This window comes from Comamonas sp. BIGb0152, assembly GCF_024809975.1.
Classification (GTDB): Bacteria; Pseudomonadota; Gammaproteobacteria; order Burkholderiales; family Burkholderiaceae_C; genus Comamonas.
Window position 1 is genome coordinate 105,029 of record NZ_JANUDY010000003.1, and the last position, 22,987, is coordinate 128,015.

17 protein-coding genes and 4 tRNA genes are annotated in these 22,987 nt (G+C 63.7%); 12 read left to right on the forward strand and 9 right to left on the reverse strand.

The annotated features are described in order from the left end of the window. Positions 1-20: 20 nt before the first annotated feature. From M2375_RS07380 to M2375_RS07390, 3 genes are all read right to left on the reverse strand, one after another. Positions 21-1,334, reverse strand: a complete 1,314-nt coding sequence (locus M2375_RS07380) for a sigma-70 family RNA polymerase sigma factor (RefSeq protein ID WP_259164919.1) — start codon at positions 1,332-1,334, stop codon at positions 21-23. Between the two features lie 218 nt (positions 1,335-1,552). Further along, a complete protein-coding gene (locus tag M2375_RS07385; protein ID WP_259164920.1) occupies positions 1,553-2,353 on the reverse strand; it encodes an anti-sigma factor domain-containing protein in 801 nt (266 codons plus the stop codon). Positions 2,354-2,370: 17 nt separating this feature from the next. Continuing rightward, positions 2,371-2,949, reverse strand: coding sequence for a sigma-70 family RNA polymerase sigma factor (locus M2375_RS07390; RefSeq protein WP_259164921.1), 579 nt, complete (start codon positions 2,947-2,949; stop codon positions 2,371-2,373). Between the two features lie 466 nt (positions 2,950-3,415). Between M2375_RS07390 and M2375_RS07395 the strand changes: the two genes are divergently transcribed. Continuing rightward, on the forward strand, positions 3,416-4,204 hold the full coding sequence (locus M2375_RS07395) for an SDR family oxidoreductase (RefSeq protein WP_259164922.1): 789 nt from the start codon (positions 3,416-3,418) through the stop codon (positions 4,202-4,204). Positions 4,205-4,207: 3 nt separating this feature from the next. Beyond that, positions 4,208-4,909 carry a glutathione S-transferase family protein gene (locus M2375_RS07400; protein ID WP_259164924.1) on the forward strand — a complete coding sequence of 234 codons (702 nt, stop codon included), beginning with the start codon at positions 4,208-4,210 and terminating at the stop codon, positions 4,907-4,909. A 77-nt stretch (positions 4,910-4,986) separates the two neighbouring features. Here M2375_RS07400 and purL read toward each other — a convergent pair whose 3' ends face one another. After that, positions 4,987-8,997: a phosphoribosylformylglycinamidine synthase gene (gene purL / locus M2375_RS07405; RefSeq protein WP_259164925.1), complete on the reverse strand. Its 4,011-nt coding sequence runs from the start codon at positions 8,995-8,997 to the stop codon at positions 4,987-4,989. A 182-nt stretch (positions 8,998-9,179) separates the two neighbouring features. On the opposite strand from purL, the gene map reads away from it, so the two are divergent. Together map and M2375_RS07415 are read left to right on the forward strand one after the other, a co-directional pair. Then, positions 9,180-9,995, forward strand: a complete 816-nt coding sequence (gene map / locus M2375_RS07410) for a type I methionyl aminopeptidase (RefSeq protein ID WP_259164927.1) — start codon at positions 9,180-9,182, stop codon at positions 9,993-9,995. Positions 9,996-10,207: 212 nt separating this feature from the next. Beyond that, on the forward strand, positions 10,208-12,826 hold the full coding sequence (locus M2375_RS07415; RefSeq protein ID WP_259164928.1) for a [protein-PII] uridylyltransferase: 2,619 nt from the start codon (positions 10,208-10,210) through the stop codon (positions 12,824-12,826). Positions 12,827-12,843: 17 nt separating this feature from the next. On the opposite strand, the gene def is transcribed toward M2375_RS07415, so the two are convergent. Beyond that, positions 12,844-13,383, reverse strand: a complete 540-nt coding sequence (gene def, locus M2375_RS07420) for a peptide deformylase (protein WP_259164929.1) — start codon at positions 13,381-13,383, stop codon at positions 12,844-12,846. A gap of 159 nt (positions 13,384-13,542) precedes the next feature. Between def and M2375_RS07425 the strand changes: the two genes are divergently transcribed. The 8 genes from M2375_RS07425 to M2375_RS07460 all read left to right on the forward strand — a co-directional run bounded on the left by M2375_RS07425 (position 13,543) and on the right by M2375_RS07460 (position 17,065). Further along, positions 13,543-13,986: a YbaN family protein gene (locus tag M2375_RS07425; RefSeq protein ID WP_259164930.1), complete on the forward strand. Its 444-nt coding sequence runs from the start codon at positions 13,543-13,545 to the stop codon at positions 13,984-13,986. A 91-nt stretch (positions 13,987-14,077) separates the two neighbouring features. Further along, positions 14,078-14,153, forward strand: a tRNA-Asn gene (locus tag M2375_RS07430). 46 nt (positions 14,154-14,199) lie between these two features. Continuing rightward, positions 14,200-14,275, forward strand: a tRNA-Asn gene (locus tag M2375_RS07435). Between the two features lie 48 nt (positions 14,276-14,323). Next, positions 14,324-14,399, forward strand: a tRNA-Asn gene (locus tag M2375_RS07440). A gap of 44 nt (positions 14,400-14,443) precedes the next feature. After that, positions 14,444-14,519, forward strand: a tRNA-Asn gene (locus M2375_RS07445). Between the two features lie 158 nt (positions 14,520-14,677). After that, on the forward strand, positions 14,678-15,463 hold the full coding sequence (gene aat / locus M2375_RS07450; RefSeq protein ID WP_259164931.1) for a leucyl/phenylalanyl-tRNA--protein transferase: 786 nt from the start codon (positions 14,678-14,680) through the stop codon (positions 15,461-15,463). Continuing rightward, positions 15,456-16,214, forward strand: a complete 759-nt coding sequence (locus tag M2375_RS07455; protein WP_259164932.1) for an arginyltransferase — start codon at positions 15,456-15,458, stop codon at positions 16,212-16,214. The genes aat and M2375_RS07455 overlap by 8 nt, the downstream gene beginning before the upstream one ends. A gap of 53 nt (positions 16,215-16,267) precedes the next feature. Further along, the gene (locus tag M2375_RS07460) at positions 16,268-17,065 is read left to right on the forward strand and encodes an IclR family transcriptional regulator (RefSeq protein WP_259164934.1); all 798 of its coding nucleotides are present in this window, start codon (positions 16,268-16,270) and stop codon (positions 17,063-17,065) included. A 74-nt stretch (positions 17,066-17,139) separates the two neighbouring features. On the opposite strand, the gene M2375_RS07465 is transcribed toward M2375_RS07460, so the two are convergent. The 4 genes from M2375_RS07465 to pssA form a co-directional block, all read right to left on the reverse strand. After that, positions 17,140-18,267, reverse strand: a complete 1,128-nt coding sequence (locus M2375_RS07465) for a serine hydrolase (RefSeq protein WP_259164935.1) — start codon at positions 18,265-18,267, stop codon at positions 17,140-17,142. 117 nt (positions 18,268-18,384) lie between these two features. Continuing rightward, a complete protein-coding gene (locus tag M2375_RS07470) occupies positions 18,385-19,923 on the reverse strand; it encodes a 2-isopropylmalate synthase (RefSeq protein WP_259164936.1) in 1,539 nt (512 codons plus the stop codon). Positions 19,924-20,077: 154 nt separating this feature from the next. Continuing rightward, positions 20,078-21,802 carry a 2-isopropylmalate synthase gene (leuA, locus tag M2375_RS07475; RefSeq protein WP_259164937.1) on the reverse strand — a complete coding sequence of 575 codons (1,725 nt, stop codon included), beginning with the start codon at positions 21,800-21,802 and terminating at the stop codon, positions 20,078-20,080. 216 nt (positions 21,803-22,018) lie between these two features. After that, positions 22,019-22,906, reverse strand: a complete 888-nt coding sequence (gene pssA / locus M2375_RS07480) for a CDP-diacylglycerol--serine O-phosphatidyltransferase (RefSeq protein WP_259164938.1) — start codon at positions 22,904-22,906, stop codon at positions 22,019-22,021. Between the last annotated feature and the right edge of the window lie 81 nt (positions 22,907-22,987).

Below are 22,987 nucleotides of genomic sequence, written 5' to 3' on the forward strand. Positions count from 1 at the left end.
TCGTGCATGCGCGCCATCACTCAACTCTGCGTTTTGCGCCGTGCGATGGTGATGCGGCGCGCGGCGCCCTGGCCTTCTTCGCGCACGACCACCGGCAGGCTGCGCGGCAGCAGCTGCAACCAGCCACGGGCATCGGCAATGCGTACCCGGCCAAAAATGCTGAGGTGTTCGGCATCCGCTGTCACCTGCATAGGCACTGGGCTGTAGCGCGCCAGCCGCTGCACCGCCAGGCCCAGCGGTTCGTGGCGGAAGTCCAGCCAGCCGTTGCGCCAGGCCGCCACCTCGTCCGGGCTGGAGTCGCGCCGGGGCGTTTGGCCCTGCTGCCAATCCAGGGTCTGGCGGTCGGTCAGCTCCCAGCCCTCGCCGGCATCGGTTGTATCGCCATCGCTGCCGCGCTGCTGCACGCGCACCCGGCCCTCTTCCACGGCCACCCGCACGCCCCCCTGGGCATCGAGGGCCACCTCAAAGCGGGTACCGAGCACGGTGATGCGGACCGGGCCGGCATCGACGATAAAGGGTGCATCGGCATTGCGCGCCACATTGAAGAAGGCCGCGCCATGGTGCATCTGCACATAGCGGCGCGTGCCGTAGTAGCGCACATCCAGGCGGGTCTGCGCATCCAGGGCGATGCTGCCGCCATCGGGCAGCGGCTGGGTCAGCTGGCGGCCGGTAGCAGTACCCAGCTGCATCTGCCAGGTGACCACCTGGCTTTGGTACAGGCGCCAAGCCAGGCTGCCGCTGGCACCCAGGCCGGCTACGCCCAGCAAGGCCGATAGCGCCCGGCGCCGGCCTTTGCGCGGCAGGGTCTGCACGGTCGCGTCACCACGCCATTCGTGCAGGGCCGCTTCAATCGCATCCATGGCGCGCATGATCTCGCGCTCCACCGTCTTGACGGACACGCCATGCGCCGCCGCAATCGCCATCTGGGATTCGCCATCGAGCCGGTCGGCCAGAAACATGCTGCGACAGCGCTCAGGCAAGGCGGCAATCGCGGCATCGACCGCCACCAGGGCCTCGCGTTGCAAGCAGGCCTCCGCCACATCCGGGCTCATCGCCTGGAACAGCGCGGGGTTCTGGCTGGCCGAGGCATCAAAACGCTCCGAGGTGCGGGCGGCCCGGCGCAGGTGGTCGACCACCAGGTGCTCAGCCACCGTGTACAGATAGGCACGGGGGGCCGGGTGGCTGGTCTGCGCCGCCGGCCCTGCCTCCACCACGCGCAGCCAGGCGTCATGCACGATGTCCTGCGCCGACTGGCGGCTGCCGGTGCGGCGCGCAACAAAAGCGATCAGCTCGCGGTAGCTATCGCGAAAGGCTTCCAACGGGAGGGCGGACATGTGAGGGACGGACAGAGAGGTAAACAGTCAAGGCGCGTCAGTATATTACGAATGAGAATGGATCTCATTGTTATACAAATTCTCTTTAAAAACAGCGCTCCAATCGCCCGCTCGCGGGGGCGGTTACTGGTTGCTACCTATCCGTTTTGGTCTGCGGACTGACGCGACCAAGCCGCCCTGCACCCTCTGGTACCGAGCGTGGGCGCAGGCCAAGCCGTTTACAGATCGCGCTTGATCAAGGCACCGCTGAACAAGACCGGCCCGGTCGGCCCCTTCTCGCTGGGCACCCCGCCCTTGGGCTCCAGGCTGATGGCCAAGGCCGGCACGGCCTGTACCTGGGCCAGCTGGGCCTGCAGCTGCTCCAGCCGCCCCTCGCCCATGACGCCGAGCGACTGGGGCGCGCCCTGCGCGGGCAAGGCCCAGAGTTGCAGGGACCGGTCAGCCGCTTCCTGGTAGCCGCCCACCCGTTGCAGCGCCAGCTGGCCTTGGCGGGCGTCAAAGGTCACCAGCATGGAGGCCTGGGCTTTGCCATCGGCCAGCACGGCGACGTACTGCACCTGCGGCATGGTCTGCAAGGCGATCCGCGCAGTTTGCAGCTGGGTTTGCAAGGCAGACAGCTGCTGGCCCGAGGCCTGCTGCAGGCTTTGCTGCGCATACAGGCCAATGGCGACGGCAGCGACCGTGGCCACGGCCCCGGTCAGCGCCAGCGAGCGCCACCAGGCCAGCGCCTTCGGGGTACGGGCGTTGGCAGCAGCGCGCTGCTGCGCCAGCATGGTGCCTGCCTGGTCGGCATCGACCAGGTTCTGGATGCGGGTCCACACCGCTGCATCGGGCTGCACGGGCGACTGCAGCTCCGACAGCGCCGACCAGCGACCCTGCCACAGCAAGGCGGCGGCGCGCACCTGCGGATGGGCACGGGCCATGTGTTCAAAACGGCGGCGCGCACCGGCGCGTAAGGTGCCCAAGGCATAGGCAGCGGCCAGGCGGTCGAGCAGTTCGGGGTGTTGTGCGAGGTTCATCAGAGCACTCCTTGCGCCTAAACGTGGCGGGCCATGCACTTGCGCAGCTGCTCCAGGCTGCGCCGCATCCAGGTTTTGACGGTGCCCAGCGGCAGCTGGAAATGGCTGGCCAGCTCGCTGTGGCTCAAATCACGCAAATAGGCCAGGCTCACGACCTGGCGCTGGGCCTGCTGCAGCCGCTCCATGCACTGGTGCAAAACGGTCGCTTGCTCACTGGCTTCTGCCCATTGCATGGGGCTTTGGGCATCCTCGGCCTGCGGCAAGTCATCCATGTCGTCCACCACCGCATGCTGGTCCAGCCGCTCGGCCCGGCGCCGGCGCAAAAAATCCAGTGCCCTGCTGCGCACCAGCATGCCCATCCAGGCCAGCGGCGGGCTGAGCGAATCCCGGTAACTGCCCGCCTTGTGCCAGATGGCGACAAAGCTGTCCTGCAACACATCCTCGGCCCAGGCCTTGTTGCCCAGAATGCGCAGCGCCAGCCCGTACAGCCTGGCGGCCGTATCGTCGTACAAAAGCCGCAGCGCTTTTTCGTCGCGGGCGGCTATGCGGTCTAACAAGAGCATCAGTTCGGTGTCCGGTGTGTTGGAGGTGCGCATACAAGCATTGTGGGGGAAGCCCGCCCAGCGGGTGCATCCGTTGTATTGCTGCCAAGCAGCAAGCCGAGCAGGGATAGTCCCCAAGCGGGGCACTTACCCGCCTCCAGCCCCCATGCAGCTATCCCGCTATACGCAGCAGCCCGCCGATTGGATGCAAAAAAATAATGGAAAGTACTGAATCCAAACCCGCTGCTGCTGCGTAGTGCTGTGTGTAGACCTTGCAAAGACTGGGTTGGAAAGCCGGAATACCCATGAAAACAACCGCCATCGCCCTATTCGCCACTTACACCACAAACGCCAGATTCGCAGTGGCGCCTGGCCACAGCGCCGCAGACGACACCTGCGACACCCCCGCCAGCCGCTGGCGACAGCCCCGGCACGCGCACCATCCCGCAGCGAACCTGGGCCGGGCAAAACAGGCCGCTGCGGCGCACTGCAGGGCCTGCACCCATGACAGGAGAGCGCCATGGCACTGAACACCCCCATCACACGCTGGTACGGCTTGCGCGTCTGGCTGGTTGGCGCCAGCTCGGGCGTGGGCCTGGCGCTGGCCGAGCAGTTGCATGCGGCGGGCGCCCAGGTCATTGTGTCGGCACGCCGGCAGGCGGTTTTGGAGGCTTTTGCCGCAGAACACCCGGGCAGCCGGGCGCTGCCGCTGGATGTGACGGACCGCCAGGCTGTCGTCGATGCCGTCATGCAGCTGGTGGAAGACGCGCCCTTGGATCTGGTCTGCTACTGCGCTGGCCAGCACCAGCGCATGCAGGCCGATGACCTGGACTTGAACGCCCTGCTCCAGCAGCGCGAGGTTGCGTTGCTCGGCGCCTTGCATCTGTTCGCCGCCGTGACCCCCCATCTGCTGGCCGCAGCGCGGGCGGGCCGCCATCCCCATCTGAGCCTGGTGGCCAGCGTGGCTGGCTTGCGGGGTCTGCCGGGCAATCTGGCCTACGGGCCCAGCCAGGCGGCGCTCATCAACCTGGCCGAGAACCTGCAGCTGGAGCTGCCGCCCAAGGGTGTGGGCGTGAGCCTGGCTGTGGTCAAGCCCGGCTTGGTGGCTACACCGTTTACCGAACCCCACCCGGGCAGCCAGCCCGCCTGGGCCCAGCCGAGCCAGGCAGCCAGTGCCATGCTGCAGGGCTGGGCCCGGGGCAGCTTCCAGTTGGCGCTGCCCTGGCGTTCAAAACTGGGGGGACGGCCAAGCTCCAAGACCTCCGCGTCCGGGCTTTTTGCCTGGCTGCATCGCCTGCAGGGGAGCTAAGCCATGCTGACCCTTCACCACCTGGAAACGTCACGCTCGCAGCGCGTGCTGTGGCTGCTCGAAGAGTTGAATGTTCCCTATGCACTGCACACCTACCCGCGCGACCCCAAGACCCGGCTGGCACCGCCAGCGCTCCAGCGCATTCACCCGCTGGGCCTGTCGCCGGTGCTGTGCGACCGGGGACTGGTGATCGCCGAGTCTGGCGCCATCATCGAGTACCTGTCCGAGCACTATGGCGCCTGGGCACCGCCCGATATGGCGTATCTGGAGCCGCCGCGCGGCAGCCCCGAGCACCTGCAGTGCCGCTACTGGATGCATTTTGCCGAGGGCTCGCTGATGAACTGGATGCTGCTGCAGCTGGTGTTTGACAGCATCGCTGCCAAGCCCCTGCCGTTTTTGCTGCGGCCCCTGGTACGCCCGGTGATACGCACTTTGTGCCAGCAGGTGCGCAAACAGCTGATTGCCCCGCACATGGAGGCGGCGATGGCCTGGATGAACAGCCACCTGGCCCAGCAGCCCTGGTTTGCCGGCGAGCACCTGACGATGGCCGATTTTCAGATGAGCTTTGCGGTGGAGGCCGCACTGGCCCGCTGCAGCAATGCCGCCGACTGGCCCCATCTGTACGCCTACCGCCAGCGCATGCAGGCCCGCGAAGCCTACCAGCGGGCCATTGCCAAAGGCGGCCCGGTGGTGATGAAACTCTGAGAATCGCACGACGAACGCCATGAAAAAGGCCCTGCAATGCAGGGCCTTGGTGATGGAGCCATTCGGCGCGAGGCCGATCAGCCCAGCCAGTGGCGGGCATTGCGCCAGACGCGCATCCAGGGGCTGAGGGCCGAGCGGTCACCGTCGGTCCAGCTCATCTGCACGTTGCGGAACACGCGCTCGGGGTGCGGCATCATCGCGGTGAAGCGGCCATCGGCGGTGGTGACAGCGGTCAGGCCGCCGGCCGAGCCGTTGGGGTTGAACGGGTACTGCTCGGTGGCCTGGCCGTGGTTGTCCACATAGCGCATGGCACCAATCACCGCATCGGCATTGCCACGGAAACGGAAGTTGGCATAGCCCTCACCGTGTGCCACCGCAATCGGCAGGCGCGAGCCGGCCATGCCCTGCAGGAACAGGCTGGGCGACTCCAGCACCTCGACCATGGACAAACGCGCCTCGAAGCGGTTGCTCTGGTTTTGCGTGAAGCGTGGCCAGTCTTGCGCACCGGGGATGATGTCGGCCAGCTCGGCAAACATCTGGCAGCCATTGCAGACGCCCAGGCCAAACGTGTCCTTGCGGCTGAAAAAGGCCTGGAACTGCTCAGACAGCGGCTCGTTGAAGGTGATGGAACGGGCCCAGCCAATGCCGGCACCCAGGGTGTCGCCGTAGCTGAAGCCGCCGCAGGCGACGATGCCGGCAAAGTCACGCAGCTGGGCGCGGCCCGTCTGCAGGTCGGTCATGTGCACGTCCACCGCTTCAAAGCCAGCTTCGCCAAAGGCATAGGCCATTTCCACGTGCGAGTTCACGCCCTGCTCACGCAACACCGCCACGCGGGGCTTGGCTGCCACATTCACATACGGTGCAGTCAGCACTTCCTGAGGGTCAAAGCTCAGGTGCACATGCATGCCCGGGTCGGACGGCACACCCACCGAGGCGTGTTCGCTGTCGGCACAGGCGGGGTTGTCGCGCTGCTGGGCAATCTTCCAGCTCACGGCATCCCAAACCTGGTGCAGGTCGCTCAGGCTGGCGCCAAACACCTTCTTGGCATCGCGCCAGACTTGCAGCTCGCCCTTGCCCATGTCCATGCTGGACGAGGCCGGACGCGTCTTGCCGACGATGTGGCTGCAGGTGGACAGGCCATGCGCGCGCAGGGTCTGCAGCACCTCGGCGCTGTCGCTGGTCTTGACCTGCAGCACGACGCCCAGCTCTTCGTTGAACAGCGCGCGCAAGGTCAGGTCCTCGCGGCGGCCCGATACCTGGCCGCTCCAGTTCTTGCCTTCGCCGCTGTCCATGCGGCTGTCGCTGATGCCGTCACCTTCGGTGATCAGCATGTCCACATTCAGTGCCACGCCGACATGGCCGGCAAAGGCCATTTCCGCCACGGTGGCCAGCAGGCCGCCATCGCCCTTGTCGTGGTAGGCCAGGATCTTGCCCTCGGCACGCAGTGCATTGACGGCATCGACCAGCGCGATCAGGTCCTGGGCGTTGTCGAGGTCTGGCGTTTCATTGCCGCTTTGGCCCAGCACCTGGCCCAGGATGGAGCCGCCCATGCGCATCTTGCCCCGGGACAGATCAACCAGCACCAAGGTGGTGTCGGCCTCGTTGGCATCCAGCTGGGGGGTGAAGGTGCTGCGCACATCATCAATGGCGGCAAAGCCGGTGATGACCAGGCTGACGGGCGAGGTGACCTTCTTGGTCTGGCCGCCCTCGCTCCACTGCGTGCGCATCGACAGGCTGTCCTTGCCCACGGGGATCGAGATGTTCAGCTGCGGGCACAGCTCCATGCCCACAGCCTTGACGGTGGCGTACAGGTCGGCGTCTTCACCGGGTTCGCCGCAGGCGGCCATCCAGTTGGCCGACATCTTGACCTTGGACAGCGCAATCGGCGCTGCCAGCATATTGGTGATGGCCTCGGCCACCGCCATGCGGCCGGAGGCCGGTGCGTTGATCGCTGCCAGCGGGGTGCGCTCACCCATGGCCATGGCCTCGCCCTTGAAGCCCTGGAAGTCAGCCAGGGTTACGGCCACGTCGGCCACCGGCACCTGCCAGGGGCCGACCATCTGGTCGCGGTGGGTGAGGCCGCCCACCGCGCGGTCACCAATGGTGATCAGGAAGCGCTTGGACGCCACGGTGGGGTGGGCCAGCACGTCGATCACGGCCTTTTCCAGCGGCACGCCGGTCAGGTCGATGGCGGGCAGGCTGCGCGCCACGGTCTGCACATCCTTGTGCATCTTGGGCGGCTTGCCCAGCAGCACCTCCATGGGCATATTGACCGGAAACTTCTGGTCTTCGGCAGTGGCGGCCGGGTCTTGCAGCACCAGCTGGCGCTCTTCGGTCGCCGTGCCGATGACGGCAAACGGGCAGCGCTCGCGCTCGCAGAACGCCGTGAACTGCGCCAGCGACTCTGGCGCAATCGCCATCACATAGCGCTCCTGGCTTTCGTTGGACCAGATTTCCTTGGGCGCCAGGCCCGACTCTTCCAAGTTGACCTTGCGCAGGTCAAAGCGTGCGCCACGGCCGGCGTCATTGGTCAGCTCGGGGAAGGCATTGGACAGGCCACCAGCGCCCACGTCGTGGATCGCCAAGATGGGGTTGGCCGCGCCTTGCTGCCAGCAGTGGTTGATGACTTCCTGCGCACGGCGCTCGATCTCGGGGTTACCGCGCTGGACCGAGTCAAAGTCCAGCTCGGCTGCATTGGTGCCGCTGGCCATGGAGCTGGCGGCGCCGCCGCCCATGCCGATGCGCATGCCCGGGCCACCCAGCTGGATCAGCAAGGTGCCGGCGGGGAACAGGATCTTCTGGGTTTGCTCGGCATCGATTACGCCCAGGCCGCCAGCGATCATGATGGGCTTGTGGTAGCCACGGGTGATATCACCGACTTGCTGCTCGTACTCGCGGAAGTAACCGGTCAGGTTGGGGCGGCCGAATTCGTTGTTGAATGCGGCGCCGCCCAGCGGGCCTTCGATCATGATCTGCAGCGGGCTGGCGATGTGCTCGGGCTTGCCGACCTCGCTGCCCCAAAGCTTGGAGACGGTGAAACCGGTCAGGCCGGCCTTGGGCTTGGAGCCCCGGCCGGTGGCGCCTTCGTCGCGGATCTCACCGCCCGCGCCGGTGGAGGCACCGGGGAAGGGCGAGATGGCCGTGGGGTGGTTGTGCGTCTCCACCTTCATCAGCACATGGCTGGTGGCCGCCTGCTTTTGGTAGCTGGGCGCCGTCACGGCATCGGCCTGGGTGTTGAACTGCGCCACAAAGCGCTCGACCTGGTGGCCTTCCATGATGGAGGCGTTGTCCGAGTACGCCACCACGGTGTGCTGGGGCGAGACGGCTTCGGTGTGGCGGATCATGCCAAACAGGCTCTTGTCCTGCTCCACGCCATCGATGCTGAACTTGGCGTTGAAGATTTTGTGGCGGCAGTGCTCAGAGTTCGCCTGGGCAAACATCATCAGCTCGACATCGCTGGGGTTGCGTGCCAGGCCCTTGAAGGCGTTTTCCAGGTACTCGATCTCGTCCTCGGCCAGGGCCAGGCCCCACTGCTTGTTGGCTTTTTCCAGCGCGCTGCGGCCACCGCCCAGCACATCGACAAACTCCATCGGCTGGGCTTGCAGTGCGGAGAACAGCTGCTCGGCTTCAGCACGGGTGGCGAAGACCGATTCGGTCATGCGGTCGTGCAGCAGTGCGGCGATCTGCGCGGTCTGCTCGGCGCTCAGCTCGGGCTTGCCGCCCAGCAAGCCAGCCTTCAAGTCAATGCGGAACTCGGTCAGGCGCTCGACACGGAAGACATCCAGGCCGCAGTTGCGGGCAATGTCAGTGGCCTTGGAGGCCCAGGGCGAGATGGTGCCCATGCGCGGGGTGACGATAAAGGCCAGGCCGTCGCTGTCGCCTTCATAGGGATCGCCATAGGTCAGCAAGGCGGCAACGCGCTCTGCATTGGCGCCAGCCAGTGGCTGCTCAGTGGCCACCAGATGCACAAAACGGGCAGCAATGCCCGTTATCTTTGGATGGATCGCCGTCAATGCGGTCTGCAGTTGTTGGGCGCGGAAGGAGCTGAGGGCGTTACCGCCTGGAAGCTGAGTCAGGTGCAGTGTCACGTGGCAGCCTATGTGGACTAGGAGGATGGGAAGAAAGCACGCATGCGCCTTGCACACTGTTACGGGCAGGCCGTGGCAGCACAATGACAAGGGCGGGATAACCCGGGATTCTACTGTGCCCTGCTAGGGCACGTAGCCGCATGGACAACAGGCCAATGGCGGCGGTGGGATAATCATGGGCTATGACCATCAAAATCAATAGCGATGAAGATATTGCGCAGATGCGCATTGCAGGGCGCCTGGCCTCAGAGGTTTTGGACTACATCACCCCCCACATTCAGCCGGGCATGACGACCAAGCAGATCGATCTGCTGTGCGCCGAGGCCATGGAGAAGCAAGGCACCAAATCGGCCTGCCTGGGCTACCAGCCGCCGGGCATGACGCCCTACCCGGCCTATGTCTGTACCTCGGTGAACCACGTGGTCTGCCACGGCATCCCCAATGACAAGCCGCTCAAGAAGGGCGACGTCGTCAATGTGGACGTGACCATCATCACGCCCGAAGGCTATTTCGGCGACAACAGCCGCATGTTCGTCATCGGCGAAGGCACCATTGCCGGCAAGCGCCTGTGCCAGCTGACCTTTGAAGCCATGTGGCATGGCATCGTGCAGGTCAAGAATGGCGCCCACCTGGGCGACATAGGCCATGCGATCCAGAAGTTTGCCGAAGGCCAGGGCCTGTCGGTCGTGCGCGAGTACTGTGGCCACGGCATCGGCAAGGTGTTCCACGACGAGCCCCAGGTGCTGCACTATGGCCGCCCGGGCACCGGTGTCGAGCTCAAGACCGGCATGATCTTCACGATCGAGCCCATGCTCAACTTGGGCAAGAAGGACATCAAGGACCTGGGCAGCGACGGCTGGACCGTCATCACCAAGGACCACAGCCTCTCGGCCCAATGGGAAGTCGAAGTGCTGGTGACCGATACCGGCTACGAAGTGCTGACCTGGTCAGACGGCTCACCTACCCCACCGAGCTTTGTAACCACCATCAAGTGCTGATGCAGCACTGAGACAGAACTGAGATTGCGCCGAGCCCGCCTCTGGCACAGTCCCCCGAAAGGCGGCATTGCGACAAGCATGCCGCCTTTGTCTTTTCTGGCGCCACCATCCCCGACACGCCCCCATTTGGTGCGTAGTGGCATGGAATGTGCTTATCCGCATCTGCTGTTGATTGCTATGGCACACTGCCAGCGACAGCAAAGATGGGCACCATGAACGATCCTCGCATTCCGCAGCTGCGCGAGCAGTACCAGGCGCAACGCAGCGCCTTGTTTGACGACATCATGGCCGGGGGCAGCAGCACCCGGGGCATACAGACCCAGCTGCGCAAGCTCTCGCAACTGGCCGATGGCCTGCTGCGCGATCTCTGGCAACTGGCAGGTTTGCCCGGTCGCCTGAACCTGATTGGCGTGGGCGGCTTTGGCCGGGGCAAGCTTTTTCCCTATTCCGATATTGATGTGCTGCTGCTGCTGCCCGAGGGCAGCGACCCGGAGCAGGACAGCGAACTGCGCGGCGCCATCGAGCAGTTCATCGGCTCGTGCTGGGATGCGGGGCTGGAGATCGGCTCCAGCGTGCGCACCATCAGCCAGTGCATCAGCGAGGCGCAGGCCGATGTCACCGTGCAGACCGCCTTGCTGGAGTCGCGCCGCATCACGGGCTCTCCGCGCCTGTACCGGCTCTTTCAGGCGGCGCTGGCCCAGTCCATCAAGCCCGAGGCCTTTGTGGTGGCCAAGGTGCTGGAAATGCAGCAGCGCCATAACAAGTACGAAAACACCGTCTACGCGCTGGAGCCCAATTGCAAGGAATCGCCAGGGGGATTGCGCGACTTGCAGCTGATCTTGTGGCTGGGCCGCGCCACGGGCCTGGGCAGCCGCTGGAAGGAGCTGGCCGACAAGGGGCTGGCCACCGTCTACGAGGTGCGCAACCTGCAACGCAATGAAGACCTGATCTGTCTGATACGCGCCCGCCTGCACATTGTGGCCAGGCGCCGCGAGGACCGGCTGGTCTTCGACCTGCAAACGCCGGTGGCCGAGTCCTTTGGCTTCAAGACCGTGACCCCAGCCGGCCAGCGCTTTCCCAAGCGCGCCAGCGAGGAGCTGATGAAGCGCTACTACTGGGCGGCCAAGGCCGTGGCGCAGCTCACCCAGATCCTGATGCTCAACATGGACGAGCGCCTGCACCCGGGCAGCCATGCACTGCACCGCATTGACGACGAGTTCTACGAGAAAGCCGGCCTCATCGAGGTGGCCGATGACGAGGTCTACCAGCGCAATCCCCATGCCATCTTGCGCACCTTCCTGCTCTACGAGACCGAGCCCGGCCTCAAGGACCTGTCTGCCCGCACCTTCCGTGCGCTCTACCATGCGCGCCGGCTGATGGATGCCCAGTTCCGCCGCGACCCGGTCAACCGCGCCACCTTCATGCAGATCCTGCAGCAGCCCCATGGCATCACCCATGCGATGCGGCTGCTCAACCAGACCTCGGTGCTGGGCCGCTACCTGTGGCCGTTCCGCCGCATCGTGGGCCAGATGCAGCATGACCTGTTCCACGTCTACACGGTGGACCAGCACATCTTGATGGTGCTGCGCAATGTGCGGCGCTTTTTCATGGCCGAGCATGCCCATGAGTACCCCTATTGCTCCCAGCTGGCCGCTGGCTGGGACAAGCCCTGGATTCTGTATCTGGCCGCCCTCTTCCACGATATCGGCAAGGGCCGGGGTGGTGACCATTCAGAGATCGGCGCGCTCGAAGTCAAGCGCTTTTGCCGCGACCACCAGATTGACAAGCAAGACTGCCAACTGGTGGCGTTTCTGGTGCGCGAACACCTGACCATGAGCCAGGTGGCACAAAAGCAGGATACGTCCGACCCCGAGGTGATCACCGCCTTTGCCCAGCGCATGGGCAACGAGCGCCGGCTCACCGCCCTTTACCTGCTGACGGTGGCCGATATCCGCGGCACCAGCCCCAAGGTCTGGAACGCCTGGAAAGGCAAGCTGCTCGAAGACCTGTACCGCTCCACCTTGCGCGTGCTGGGCGGGCGGGCACCGGATGTGGCCGCCCAGGTGGAGATCCGCAAGCGCGAGGCACTGGTGCTGCTGGCCCTGTCAGCCCAGCCCCATGAATCACAGAAAGCACTGTGGGACACCTTGGGCCTGGACTACTTTCTGCGCCACGACGCGGCCGATATCGCCTGGCACACCCGCCACCTCTCGCGCGTGGTCGGCAGCCAGGCCATTGTGGTGCGGGCGCGCCAGTCGCTGGCGGGTGAAGGCCTGCAGGTGATGGTCTATGCGCCGGACCAGCCCGACCTGTTTGCCCGCATCTGCAGCTACTTCGACCAGGCGGGTTTCTCGATTCTGGATGCACGCGTGCACACGGCCCTCAACCGCTGCGCGCTGGACACCTTCCAGGTGGTGGCCACCGACGCACCGCAAAGCTACCGCGAGCTGATCAATCTGGTGGAGAGCGGACTCAGCAAGGTGCTGACGGCTGCGCTGCCGCTGCCCGAGCCCGCGCAGCGCCGCGTCTCGCGCCGGGTCAAGAGCTTTCCGGTGGCACCCCGCGTGCTGCTGCGGCCCGATGACAAAGGCCAGCGCTGGCTGCTGTCCATCTCGGCAGCCGACCGCGCCGGGCTGCTGTACACGGTGGCCCGCATTCTGGCGCGCCACCAGCTGAGCGTGGAGCTGGCCAAGATCAGCACCTTGGGCGAGCGGGTGGAAGACAGCTTTTTGCTACAAGGCCCGGAGCTGCAGAACAATGTGAGCCAGATCGCCATCGAGACCGAGCTGCTCTGGGCGCTGGCAGCGACGGGCAGCGGCTCAGCCGGTTAACGCCGGCTAAGCCGCGTTCAGTCGTCTTCTGCGGCGCTGATACCGGGAAACAAAATCTCGGTAAAGCCGAACTGGCTGAAATCGCGCACCCGCATCGGGTAGAGCTTGCCCCAGAGGTGATCGCATTCGTGCTGCACCACCCGGGCATGGAAGCCCTCGGCCACGCGGTCGATCAGGTCGCCATACTGGTCAAAACCGGTGTAGCGGATCTTGCGCCAGCGCGGCACGATGCCGCGCAGGCCGGGCACCGACAGACAACCTTCCCAGTCATCTTCCTCCTCGTCCGACAAGGGGGTGATCACTGGGTTGATGAGCACCGTAGGCGGCACCAGGGGGCGGTCGGGGTAGCGGGGATTGCGCTCCGGCGAGCCAAAGAACACCACCTGCAGATCGACACCGATCTGCGGCGCTGCCAGGCCCGCGCCATTGGCATCGCGCATGGTGTCGAGCAGGTCCTGCACCAGCTGGTGCAAGGCCTCGGTGTCGAATTCGGTCACAGGCTGGGCCGTGCGCAGCAAACGGGCATCGCCCATTTTCAAGATTGGATAAATCGCCATGCCGGCATGGTAGCGCAGCGGCCATGACCACGGCCGCTGGCGCAGCGCTGGCCACGCCTGCTTGGCGCCTATTGCCACCCGGCCATGCACCCAGCCGAACAAGCCGCCCTTGCCCAGCATCAAGACACTGTTATGCCCTGCGATGCACAATGCTGCACCATGAACGAGCCCGGAGCCTCTTCCCCAGCGTTGCAAGAAGCAGCCACGCCGGCCTACTGCCCCATCCGCAGTCCGGTGTTGCGCTGGCTGCTGCTGCTGGCGGCGGTGGCTTGCCTGGGCATGGGCATCGTCGGCATTTTTGTGCCGGGGCTGCCAACTACCGTGTTCATCCTGATGGCGGGCGCCTGCGCCGCGCGCAGCTCAGCGCGCCTGCATGCCTGGTTGTGGCAACACCGATTGTTTGGCGGCATGCTGCGCAACTGGGCAGCCGGGGGCTTTGTCAGCCGCCGGGCCAAGTGGAGCGCCAGCATCACCATGGCCTTGTGCGCTGCCATCATGCTGCTGGTGCCCGCGCCCAGCTGGGCCAAAGTGCTGTCCATCGGCTGCATGGCCGCTGTGCTGGCTTGGCTGTGGTGCCGGCCCGAGCCACAGGTGCCCCACTGAGCGCCTGCGTGCTGCCAGGCAGCGCGATGCGGCAAAAAATGGCCTCGACGCTTTTTCAGGCCAAAAAAACGTTCTATAATCGCAGTCTTGTTCCTCAATAGCTCAGTTGGTAGAGCGCCGGACTGTTAATCCGTAGGTCCCTGGTTCGAGCCCAGGTTGAGGAGCCAAAGAATTTTTTGGCTTTGCAATCGAACAAAGCCTGTTTACCGATATTCCTCAATAGCTCAGTTGGTAGAGCGCCGGACTGTTAATCCGTAGGTCCCTGGTTCGAGCCCAGGTTGAGGAGCCATCACTTCTATCTGCCCTGCAATCGTTCAGGGCATTACCAAAAATTTGTTCCTCAATAGCTCAGTTGGTAGAGCGCCGGACTGTTAATCCGTAGGTCCCTGGTTCGAGCCCAGGTTGAGGAGCCAAAGCATTTTGGCTTTGCAATCGTACAAAGCCTGTTCACCGATATTCCTCAATAGCTCAGTTGGTAGAGCGCCGGACTGTTAATCCGTAGGTCCCTGGTTCGAGCCCAGGTTGAGGAGCCATTCGAAAAGCCTGCATCCTGTATGCAGGCTTTTTTGTTTTTGCGGCCTGCCCCCTGGGCACTGCCTGCCAGGCCACAGAACTGCAGTATTTGTCACCCCTGCGCATCACCGGGTGGCAATCGCCCGCCATTTGGCCGCTACCATGGCAGCTAGACACCATGAGCGCCGACCACCACACTCCCCCACTTGCCTGGCTGCAAGCCGATGACGCCTTCCCAGCCGTAGAGCAGGCCTGGGGGCCTGAGACCATCCACCCCGGCTTGCTGGCCGCAGGCGGCTTGCTCGACAGCGCCCACCTGCAGCAAGCCTACCGCCAGGGCATCTTCCCCTGGTTCAGCGAGGGCTCGCCGATTCTGTGGTGGTCCACCGATCCGCGCATGGTGCTGCAGCCCACACAGTTCAGGCTGCACCGCTCGCTCAAGCAGGCGATCCGCAAGTTTGACCAGCAACCCGATTGCGAGCTGCGCATCGACAGCGACTTTGCCGCCGTGATTGCCGCCTGCAGCCAGCAGCCACGCGAGGGGCAGGACGGCACCTGGATCGTGGACGACATCCAGGCCGCCTACACCCAGTTGCACCATGATGGCTTTGCCCACAGTGTGGAGCTGTGGCAAGGCGGCCGCCTGGTCGCCGGGCTGTACTGTGTGGCCATCGGCCGCGCGGTGTTTGGCGAATCCATGTTCACCACCATCCCCAATGGCTCCAAGATCGCACTGGCGGCACTGGTGCAGATCTGCAAACGCGAGCAGGTGCCGATGATCGACTGCCAGCAAAACACCGGGCACCTGGCCTTCATGGGCGCAGCAGAAATACCCCGCCAGCAGTTTGTGGCCAGCGTGCAGGCACAAATAGCGCTGCCGCCCATGCGCTGGGAGTTTGCATCTGGCGATTGGACTGACATAATCCCACTATCTGAAATGACATTTCCGCATCCGGATGAGTAGGCTGAACGAATTACCACTGCATAGCTTGCAGTTTTATGCGACAGCGCCCTACCCATGCAGCTACCTCGAAGCGCGCATGGCGCGCTCTCAGGTAGCCACGCCCAGCCACGCCATCCAGAACGATGTTTACTCCGAACTGATCCAACAAGGTTTTCGCCGCAGCGGCCTGTTCACCTACCGGCCCTATTGCGATGGCTGCCAGGCCTGTGTGCCTTTGCGCGTGAATGTGCAGGACTTCAAGGCCAAACGCCACCAGCGCCGTGCAGCCAAGCTGCACCAAGCGCTGGACGTGCGCGTGCTGCCCCTGGGTTTTTTGCGCGAGCACTACGAGCTCTACCTGCGCTACCAATCGGCGCGCCACACCGGTGGCGGCATGGATGAGGACAGCATCGAGCAGTATTCGCAATTCATGCTGCAAAGCCGGGTCAACAGCCGGCTGGTAGAGTTCCGCGAGCCCGGGGATGCGCAGCAGCCCGGCGCCTTGAAGATGGTCTCCATCATCGACATCCTCAACGACGGCCTGTCTGCGGTCTACACCTTTTACGAGCCCGAGCCCCACACCAGCTACGGCACCTACAACGTGCTCTGGCAGATTGCGCAGTGCCGCACCATGGGCCTGCCCTACCTCTACCTGGGCTACTGGATTGCCGCCAGCCCCAAGATGCAGTACAAGGCCGACTACCAGCCCTACGAGGTCTACGCAGACCAGCGCTGGCAGCCGGGCCAGCTCGCCAACCATTGCGCCCCTTGATCGCTCCGATCAAGCGGCTCCCCCATTTTTGTTATTTGAGCGCCAGACTACGCATGACCAAAACAACACATGACACCGTCACCAAGCCCAGCGTGCAAGTGCTAGAACGCATGTTCACGCTGCTGGACGTCCTGGCCACGCGCGAGGAAGCGGTGTCACTCAAGGAGCTCAGCGAGATCACGGGCCTGCACCCGTCGACGACGCACCGCATCTTGAACGACCTGACCATCGGCCGCTTTGTGGACCGCCCCGAATCGGGCAGCTACCGCCTGGGCATGCGCCTTCTGGAACTGGGCAACCTGGTCAAGGCCCGCATCAATGTGCGCGAAGTGGCCCTGCTGCCGATGCGCCGCCTGCACTTGGCCACCCAGCAGGCCATCAACCTGAGCATGCGCCAGGGCGATGAGATCGTCTATGTGGAGCGCAGCTTCAGCGAGCGCTCGGGCATGCAGGTGGTGCGCGCCATTGGGGGCCATGCGCCCTTGCACCTGACCTCCACCGGCAAGCTCTTTTTGGCCAATGACGAGCCCGAGCGTGTGCGCGCCTACGCCATGCGCACGGGCCTGGCCGGCAATACCAAGAACAGCATCACCAACCTGGCCGTGCTGGAGCGCGAGCTGTCCAAAACCCGCCAGTACGGCGTGGCGCGCGATAACGAAGAGCTGGAGCTGGGCGTGCGCTGCATGGCAGCGGGCATCTATGACGACCAAGGTCGCCTGGTGGCGGGCTTGTCCGTCTCGGCCCCCGCCGACCGCCTGGAAGACGCCTGGGCCACGCGCCTGCAGGCCACGGCCACCGAGATCTCGTCGGCACTGGGTTTTGACGAGCAACGCCAACCGAGCGCCCGCTGAGGCCGGTCCTTCTTCCAAGTTCCTAGACGCAAAAAAAACCTGCCGAGGCAGGTTTTTTTAGGGGTGCTTGGAGCTCAGTGCTTGGCCAGCAATTGTGTGCCCGAGCCTTCCACCCAGTGGCGCACGCGCTCGGCATCGGCCAGACGGCCAAATTTGCCCGCAGAGTCCAGGAACACCATGATCAGCTTGCGGCCAGCCACCTGGGTCTGCATCACCAGGCAGCGCCCGGCTTCGGAGATGTAGCCGGTCTTTTGCAGGCCGATATTCCAGTCCGGGTTGTGCACCAGGCGGTTGGTATTGTTGAACTGCACGGTGCGTTCGCCCACTTCCACCTGGTAAGACGGCGAGGTGGTCAGGTCGCGCATCAGCGGATCGGAGTGCGCCACGTTCACCAAGGTCGCCAGATCGAAGGCACTGGACTGGTTAGAGCTCGACAGACCGGTGGGCTCGACATAGCGGGTATCGGCCATGCCCAGCATCTTGGCCTTCATGTTCATCATGCCGACAAAAGTCTGCATGCCGCCAGGGTAGGTGCGGCCCAGCGCGTGTGCCGCGCGGTTCTCGCTGGACATCAGCGCCAGGTGCAGCAGCTCGCCGCGCATCAAGGTGGTGCCCACACGCAGGCGCGAGCTGCTGTGCTTTTCGGTATCCACATCGTCCTGGGTGATGGTGATCAGCTCGTCCATCGGCAACTGGGCCTGGGAGATGATGAGGCCGGTCATCAGCTTGGTGAGCGAGGCAATTGGCAGCACCGCGTGGTCGTTCTTGGACAGCAGCACCTCATGCGTGTCCTGGTCCAGCACCAGGGCCACACTGGATTTGAGGGCCAGCGGATCGGTCACATCATGCAGACCGGCCAGTTGGCCAAAAGACTGGCGCTCGGGAATGATGACGGCAGCGGCCACTGCGGCACGGCCGGCATGGCGGCCAGCTTTGGCCAGCGTGGTTTTGCCTTTGGCAGCCTTGCCAGCCACCTTCTTGGAAGCATGGGCCTCAGCCACCTGCTTGTGGCGCCCGTTGCGCTCACCCTTGGATGCCACAGCCGCCTGCTTTTTGCCCGCCTTGGCCTGCACTTGGGCTTTGGGAACGGCCTTGGCTTTGGTGCTGGCCTGGGCGCCGGGTGCCGCCAAACCAAAGGCCAGGGTGCAAATTGCAAACAAATGTGAAAAACGACGCAAAACACTGCGATGACGTAGCGCCATTATTCTGCTCCCTACAAAAACGATAGCTGAAGGCGAAAACTTCGATTTAAAAAATCGCGTAAATTCATGAACTTACGCGACTCTTCAATTATTTAAGTGAAATTATATTCCGAAGTCTCAGCCTTGTGCAGCTACCCGCTCCGTAGGATTTTGTAACTTATTCAGGGCAGCGATGTAAGCCTTCGCTGACGCCACCACGATATCGGGGTCCGCGCCTACACCGTTGACGATGCGGCCACCCATTTGCAGGCGCACCGTCACCTCGCCCTGGCTCTCGGTCGAGCCGCTGATGGCGTTGACCGCATACAGCACCATCTCGGCTCCGCTGCGGGCTTGCGACTCGATGGCCTTCATCGAGGCATCCACCGGCCCATTGCCTGTCGACTCGCCGCGCACCTCCTGGCCGTGGGCCATCAACACCACGCTGGCCTTGGGCTGCTCGCCCGTTTCGCTGGCTTGCGAGAGCGACACAAAACGGTAGGCCTCGGCCTGCGCCTCTGCACCTTCCATATGCACCAGGGCCAGAATGTCCTCGTCAAAAATCTCGCTCTTGCGATCGGCCAGATCCTTGAAGCGGGCGAAGGCGGCATTGATCTCGCTTTCGCTGTCCATCACCACGCCCAGCTCCTGCAGGCGCTGCTTGAAGGCGTTACGGCCCGAGAGCTTGCCCAGCACGATCTTGTTGGCACTCCAGCCCACATCTTCGGCACGCATGATCTCGTAGGTGTCACGCGCCTTGAGCACGCCATCCTGGTGGATGCCGGAGGCATGGGCAAAGGCATTGGCACCCACCACGGCCTTGTTGGGCTGCACCACAAAGCCGGTGGTCTGGCTCACCAGGCGGCTGGCGGCCACGATGTGCTGGGCGTCGATGTTGACATCCAGGCCAAAGTAGTCGCGGCGCGTCTTGACGGCCATGACCACTTCTTCGAGTGAGCAGTTGCCCGCGCGCTCGCCCAGGCCGTTGATGGTGCATTCCACCTGGCGTGCACCGCCAATCTTGACGCCCGCCAGCGAGTTGGCAACGGCCATGCCCAGGTCGTTGTGGCAGTGCACCGACCAGATGGCCTTGTCGCTGTTGGGAATGCGCTCGCGCAGGTTGAGAATGAACTGGCCATACAGCTCGGGGATGGCGTAGCCGACGGTGTCGGGCACATTGATGGTGGTGGCGCCTTCGGCAATCACTGCCTCGATCACGCGGCAGAGAAAATCAGGGTCGCTGCGGTAGCCGTCTTCGGGGCTGAACTCGACATCGCCCACCAGGTTGCGGGCAAAGCGCACCGACAACTTGGCCTGCTCGAACACCTCATCGGGCGACATGCGCAGCTTCTTCTCCATGTGCAGCGCGCTGGTCGCAATGAAGGTGTGGATACGCGCGCGGTTGGCGGGCTTCAGGGCCTCGGCAGCACGGGCGATATCGCGGTCATTGGCGCGCGCCAACGAGCAAATGGTCGAATCTTTGATGATGGATGCAATGCTCTGCACACAATCGAAATCACCATTGGAGCTGGCCGCAAAACCGGCCTCGATCACATCCACCTTGAGGCGTTCGAGCTGGCGCGCAATGCGCAGCTTCTCGTCCTTGGTCATCGACGCGCCGGGCGACTGCTCGCCATCGCGCAAGGTGGTATCAAAAATAATCAGTTGGTCGCTCATCGTGTGTTCTCCATGGCATTGATCATGCGCTGCCGCCGTGCTGCCACCGTGGGTCAGTGGATTCTTAAGAGCAGGCTGCAGGAAAGCGACACCGTCACTCCCCTGCAGCCTGGCTCAACCGCGCTACAGTTTACGTGCTTTGCTCCGCCTGTGGTTAGGCGGTAGCTACTTGTGCAGCCGCTTGTGGCGCTGCCGTTTGCACGCTGGCGACAGCACCGCTACGTGCTACCGCGCTCATCACCGCGCGGAAAGCCGCCTGGGTGCTGTTGCTGTCCATACCCACGCCGTACAGGCTTTGGTTCTCACCCACGCGCAGCTCGATGTAGGCTGCAGCGGTGGCATTAGCGCCCTTGTCGCCGCGTGCATCGCTGGCGGCCACGGCATGCTCGCTGTAGTCGAGCAAACGAACGGGGATACCGATGGCGCTGCTGACCGCTTGCACAAAGGCATCGATGGGGCCATTGCCCTGGCCGGCAATGCTGACCGGCTGACCGGCCCACTGAACCTTGCCGCTGATGCGCACGGCATCACTGTCGTCGGATTCCACCCGGTACTGGGCCAGTGCATGGTTGGCGCTGAGTTGGTACTCGCGCTCAAAAATCTGCCACAAGTCCTTGGCGGTGAACTCGGTGCCTGCCGTGTCCATCGCGCGCTGCACCACCTGGCTGAACTCGATTTGCAAACGGCGCGGCATGGCCAGGCCATAGGCTTCTTCGAGCAGGTAAGAGATACCGCCCTTGCCCGACTGGCTGTTGACGCGGATGACGGCCTCGTAGCTGCGGCCCAGGTCCTTGGGGTCGATCGGCAGGTAAGGAATCTCCCAGATATCGGCCTCCTGGCGGGCCGCAAAGGCCTTCTTGATGGCATCCTGGTGCGAGCCCGAGAACGAGGTGTAGACCAAATCGCCCGCATAGGGGTGGCGAGCGGGCACCGGCAACTGGTTGCAATGCTCGACTTCGGCGCGGATGGCATCGATGTCCGAGAAATCAAGCTGGGGCGAAACGCCTTGCACATACATGTTCAAGGCCACGTTGACGATATCGAGGTTGCCGGTGCGCTCGCCATTGCCAAACAGGCAGCCTTCGACCCGGTGGGCGCCGGCCATCAAGGCCAGCTCGGCGCTGGCCGTACCGGTGCCGCGGTCGTTGTGCGGGTGTACCGAGACGACCACTTCAGGGCGGCTGGCAAACTTGCGCGCCATCCACTCGATCTGGTCGGCAAACACATTGGGGGTGGCGTTCTCCACCGTGGTGGGCAGGTTCAGGATGATGTCGCGGCCAGCGCCCCAGGCGGCAATCGCCGTCTCGCAGGCTTGCAAGGACACCTCCAACTCCGCCAAGGAGAAGGTCTCGGGCGAGTACTGCAAAACCCATTCGGTGCCGGGCTGGGCATCGGTCAAGGCTTTCAAGTGCGTGACCTGGTCGTTGACCAGGGCCATCACCTCGGGCACGCTCATGCCAAATACCACCTTGCGCCACAGGGGAGCCACGGCGTTGTAGATGTGGACGATGGCACGCGGCGCGCCTTGCAAGGCCTCAACGGTGCGCGTGATCAGCTCGGGCCGGGCGGGTGTCATCACTTGGATGGTGACATCGGCAGGAATGCGCTTTTCCTCGATCAGCTGGCGCACAAAGTCGAATTCGATCTGCGAGGAAGCGGGAAAGCCGACTTCGATTTCCTTGAAACCAATCTTGACCAGCATGTCAAACATCCGCAGCTTGCGTGCCAGGTCCATGGGCTCGATCAGCGCCTGGTTGCCATCGCGCAGATCGGTAGACAGCCAGATGGGTGCCTGGGTGATCTGGGCATCAGGCCAGGTGCGGTCACGCAACGCAATGGCTGGGAAAGCGCGGTATTTGCTGGAAGGTTGGGTCAACATGGTTGTCTGGTCTTTCTCATCGAATCAAAGAATTCGGGGTGGGAAACCAGCAACCTGAAATGCAAATCGGCCCGTTGCTGGTGCAAACGGGCCGAGGTGTAGGGGTGAAAAACTGCGCGCTACTCTACCTGCCCGTTGGACATTAGTAGTAGAGCTAGGGACAGGTTTTGCATGGCAGTCACTCTAACACAGGTTTTCAAGGCCGTGTGCAAAAAATCAGTCGTCGTGCAAGCCGCGCTCATCGGGCTCGTCGGTCGAGGTGGCCACAATCGAGACCGGCTGGCCCTTGAAGCGGCGCCAGGCGTAGATCACATAACCCGAGAGCGAATACAGCACAAAGATCAGAAACAGCATGGTGGCCGGCTCGATGCTGACCAAGGCCAGCAGCAGCACCACGACCACCAGAGAGATAAAGGGCACGCTCTTGGCGGCACCCGCATCCTTGAAGCTGTAGTACGGAATGTTGGTGACCATGGTCAGGCCCGCCAGCAAGGTGATGGCAAACATGATCCAGGACAGGTCATCGCGGCTGGCCGGATAACCGCCAAACAACGCAATCACCTGCCCAAAAATCGGCACATCGCGGTGCGATACCAAGAGCGCACTGGTCAGCCAGATGAAGCCCGCCACCAAGGCCGCCGCTGCGGGCGATGGCATGCCCTGGAAATAGCGCTTGTCCACCACGCCGGTGTTGACGTTGAAACGCGCCAGGCGCAAAGCCGCGCAGGAGCAGTACACAAAGGCCGCTATCCAACCCCAGCGGCCCAGCGGGCGCAGCGCCCATTCGTAAGCGATCAGCGCGGGTGCCGCGCCAAAGGACACCATGTCCGACAGCGAATCCATCTGCTCGCCAAAGGCGCTTTGGGTGTGCGTCATGCGCGCTACGCGGCCGTCCAGGCTGTCGAGCACCATGGCACAGAAAACGCCCACGGCAGCAGCCTCGAAACGGCCGTTCATGGCCATCACGATCGAGTAAAAACCGCCAAACAAGGCCGCCAAGGTAAACGAGTTGGGCAGCACATAAATGCCCTTGCGCCATTTGCGCTGCGCAGGCACCAGCGCTTGCGCGCCAGCCTTGGGCTTGGTTTCGTTATCGTCCAGCATTCAATCCACTCCAGCGCCAGCTATGGCTGCGCAATCAGCTACTAATTTTAGTGTTTCCAGGGGGCATCACCCCACCGGAGC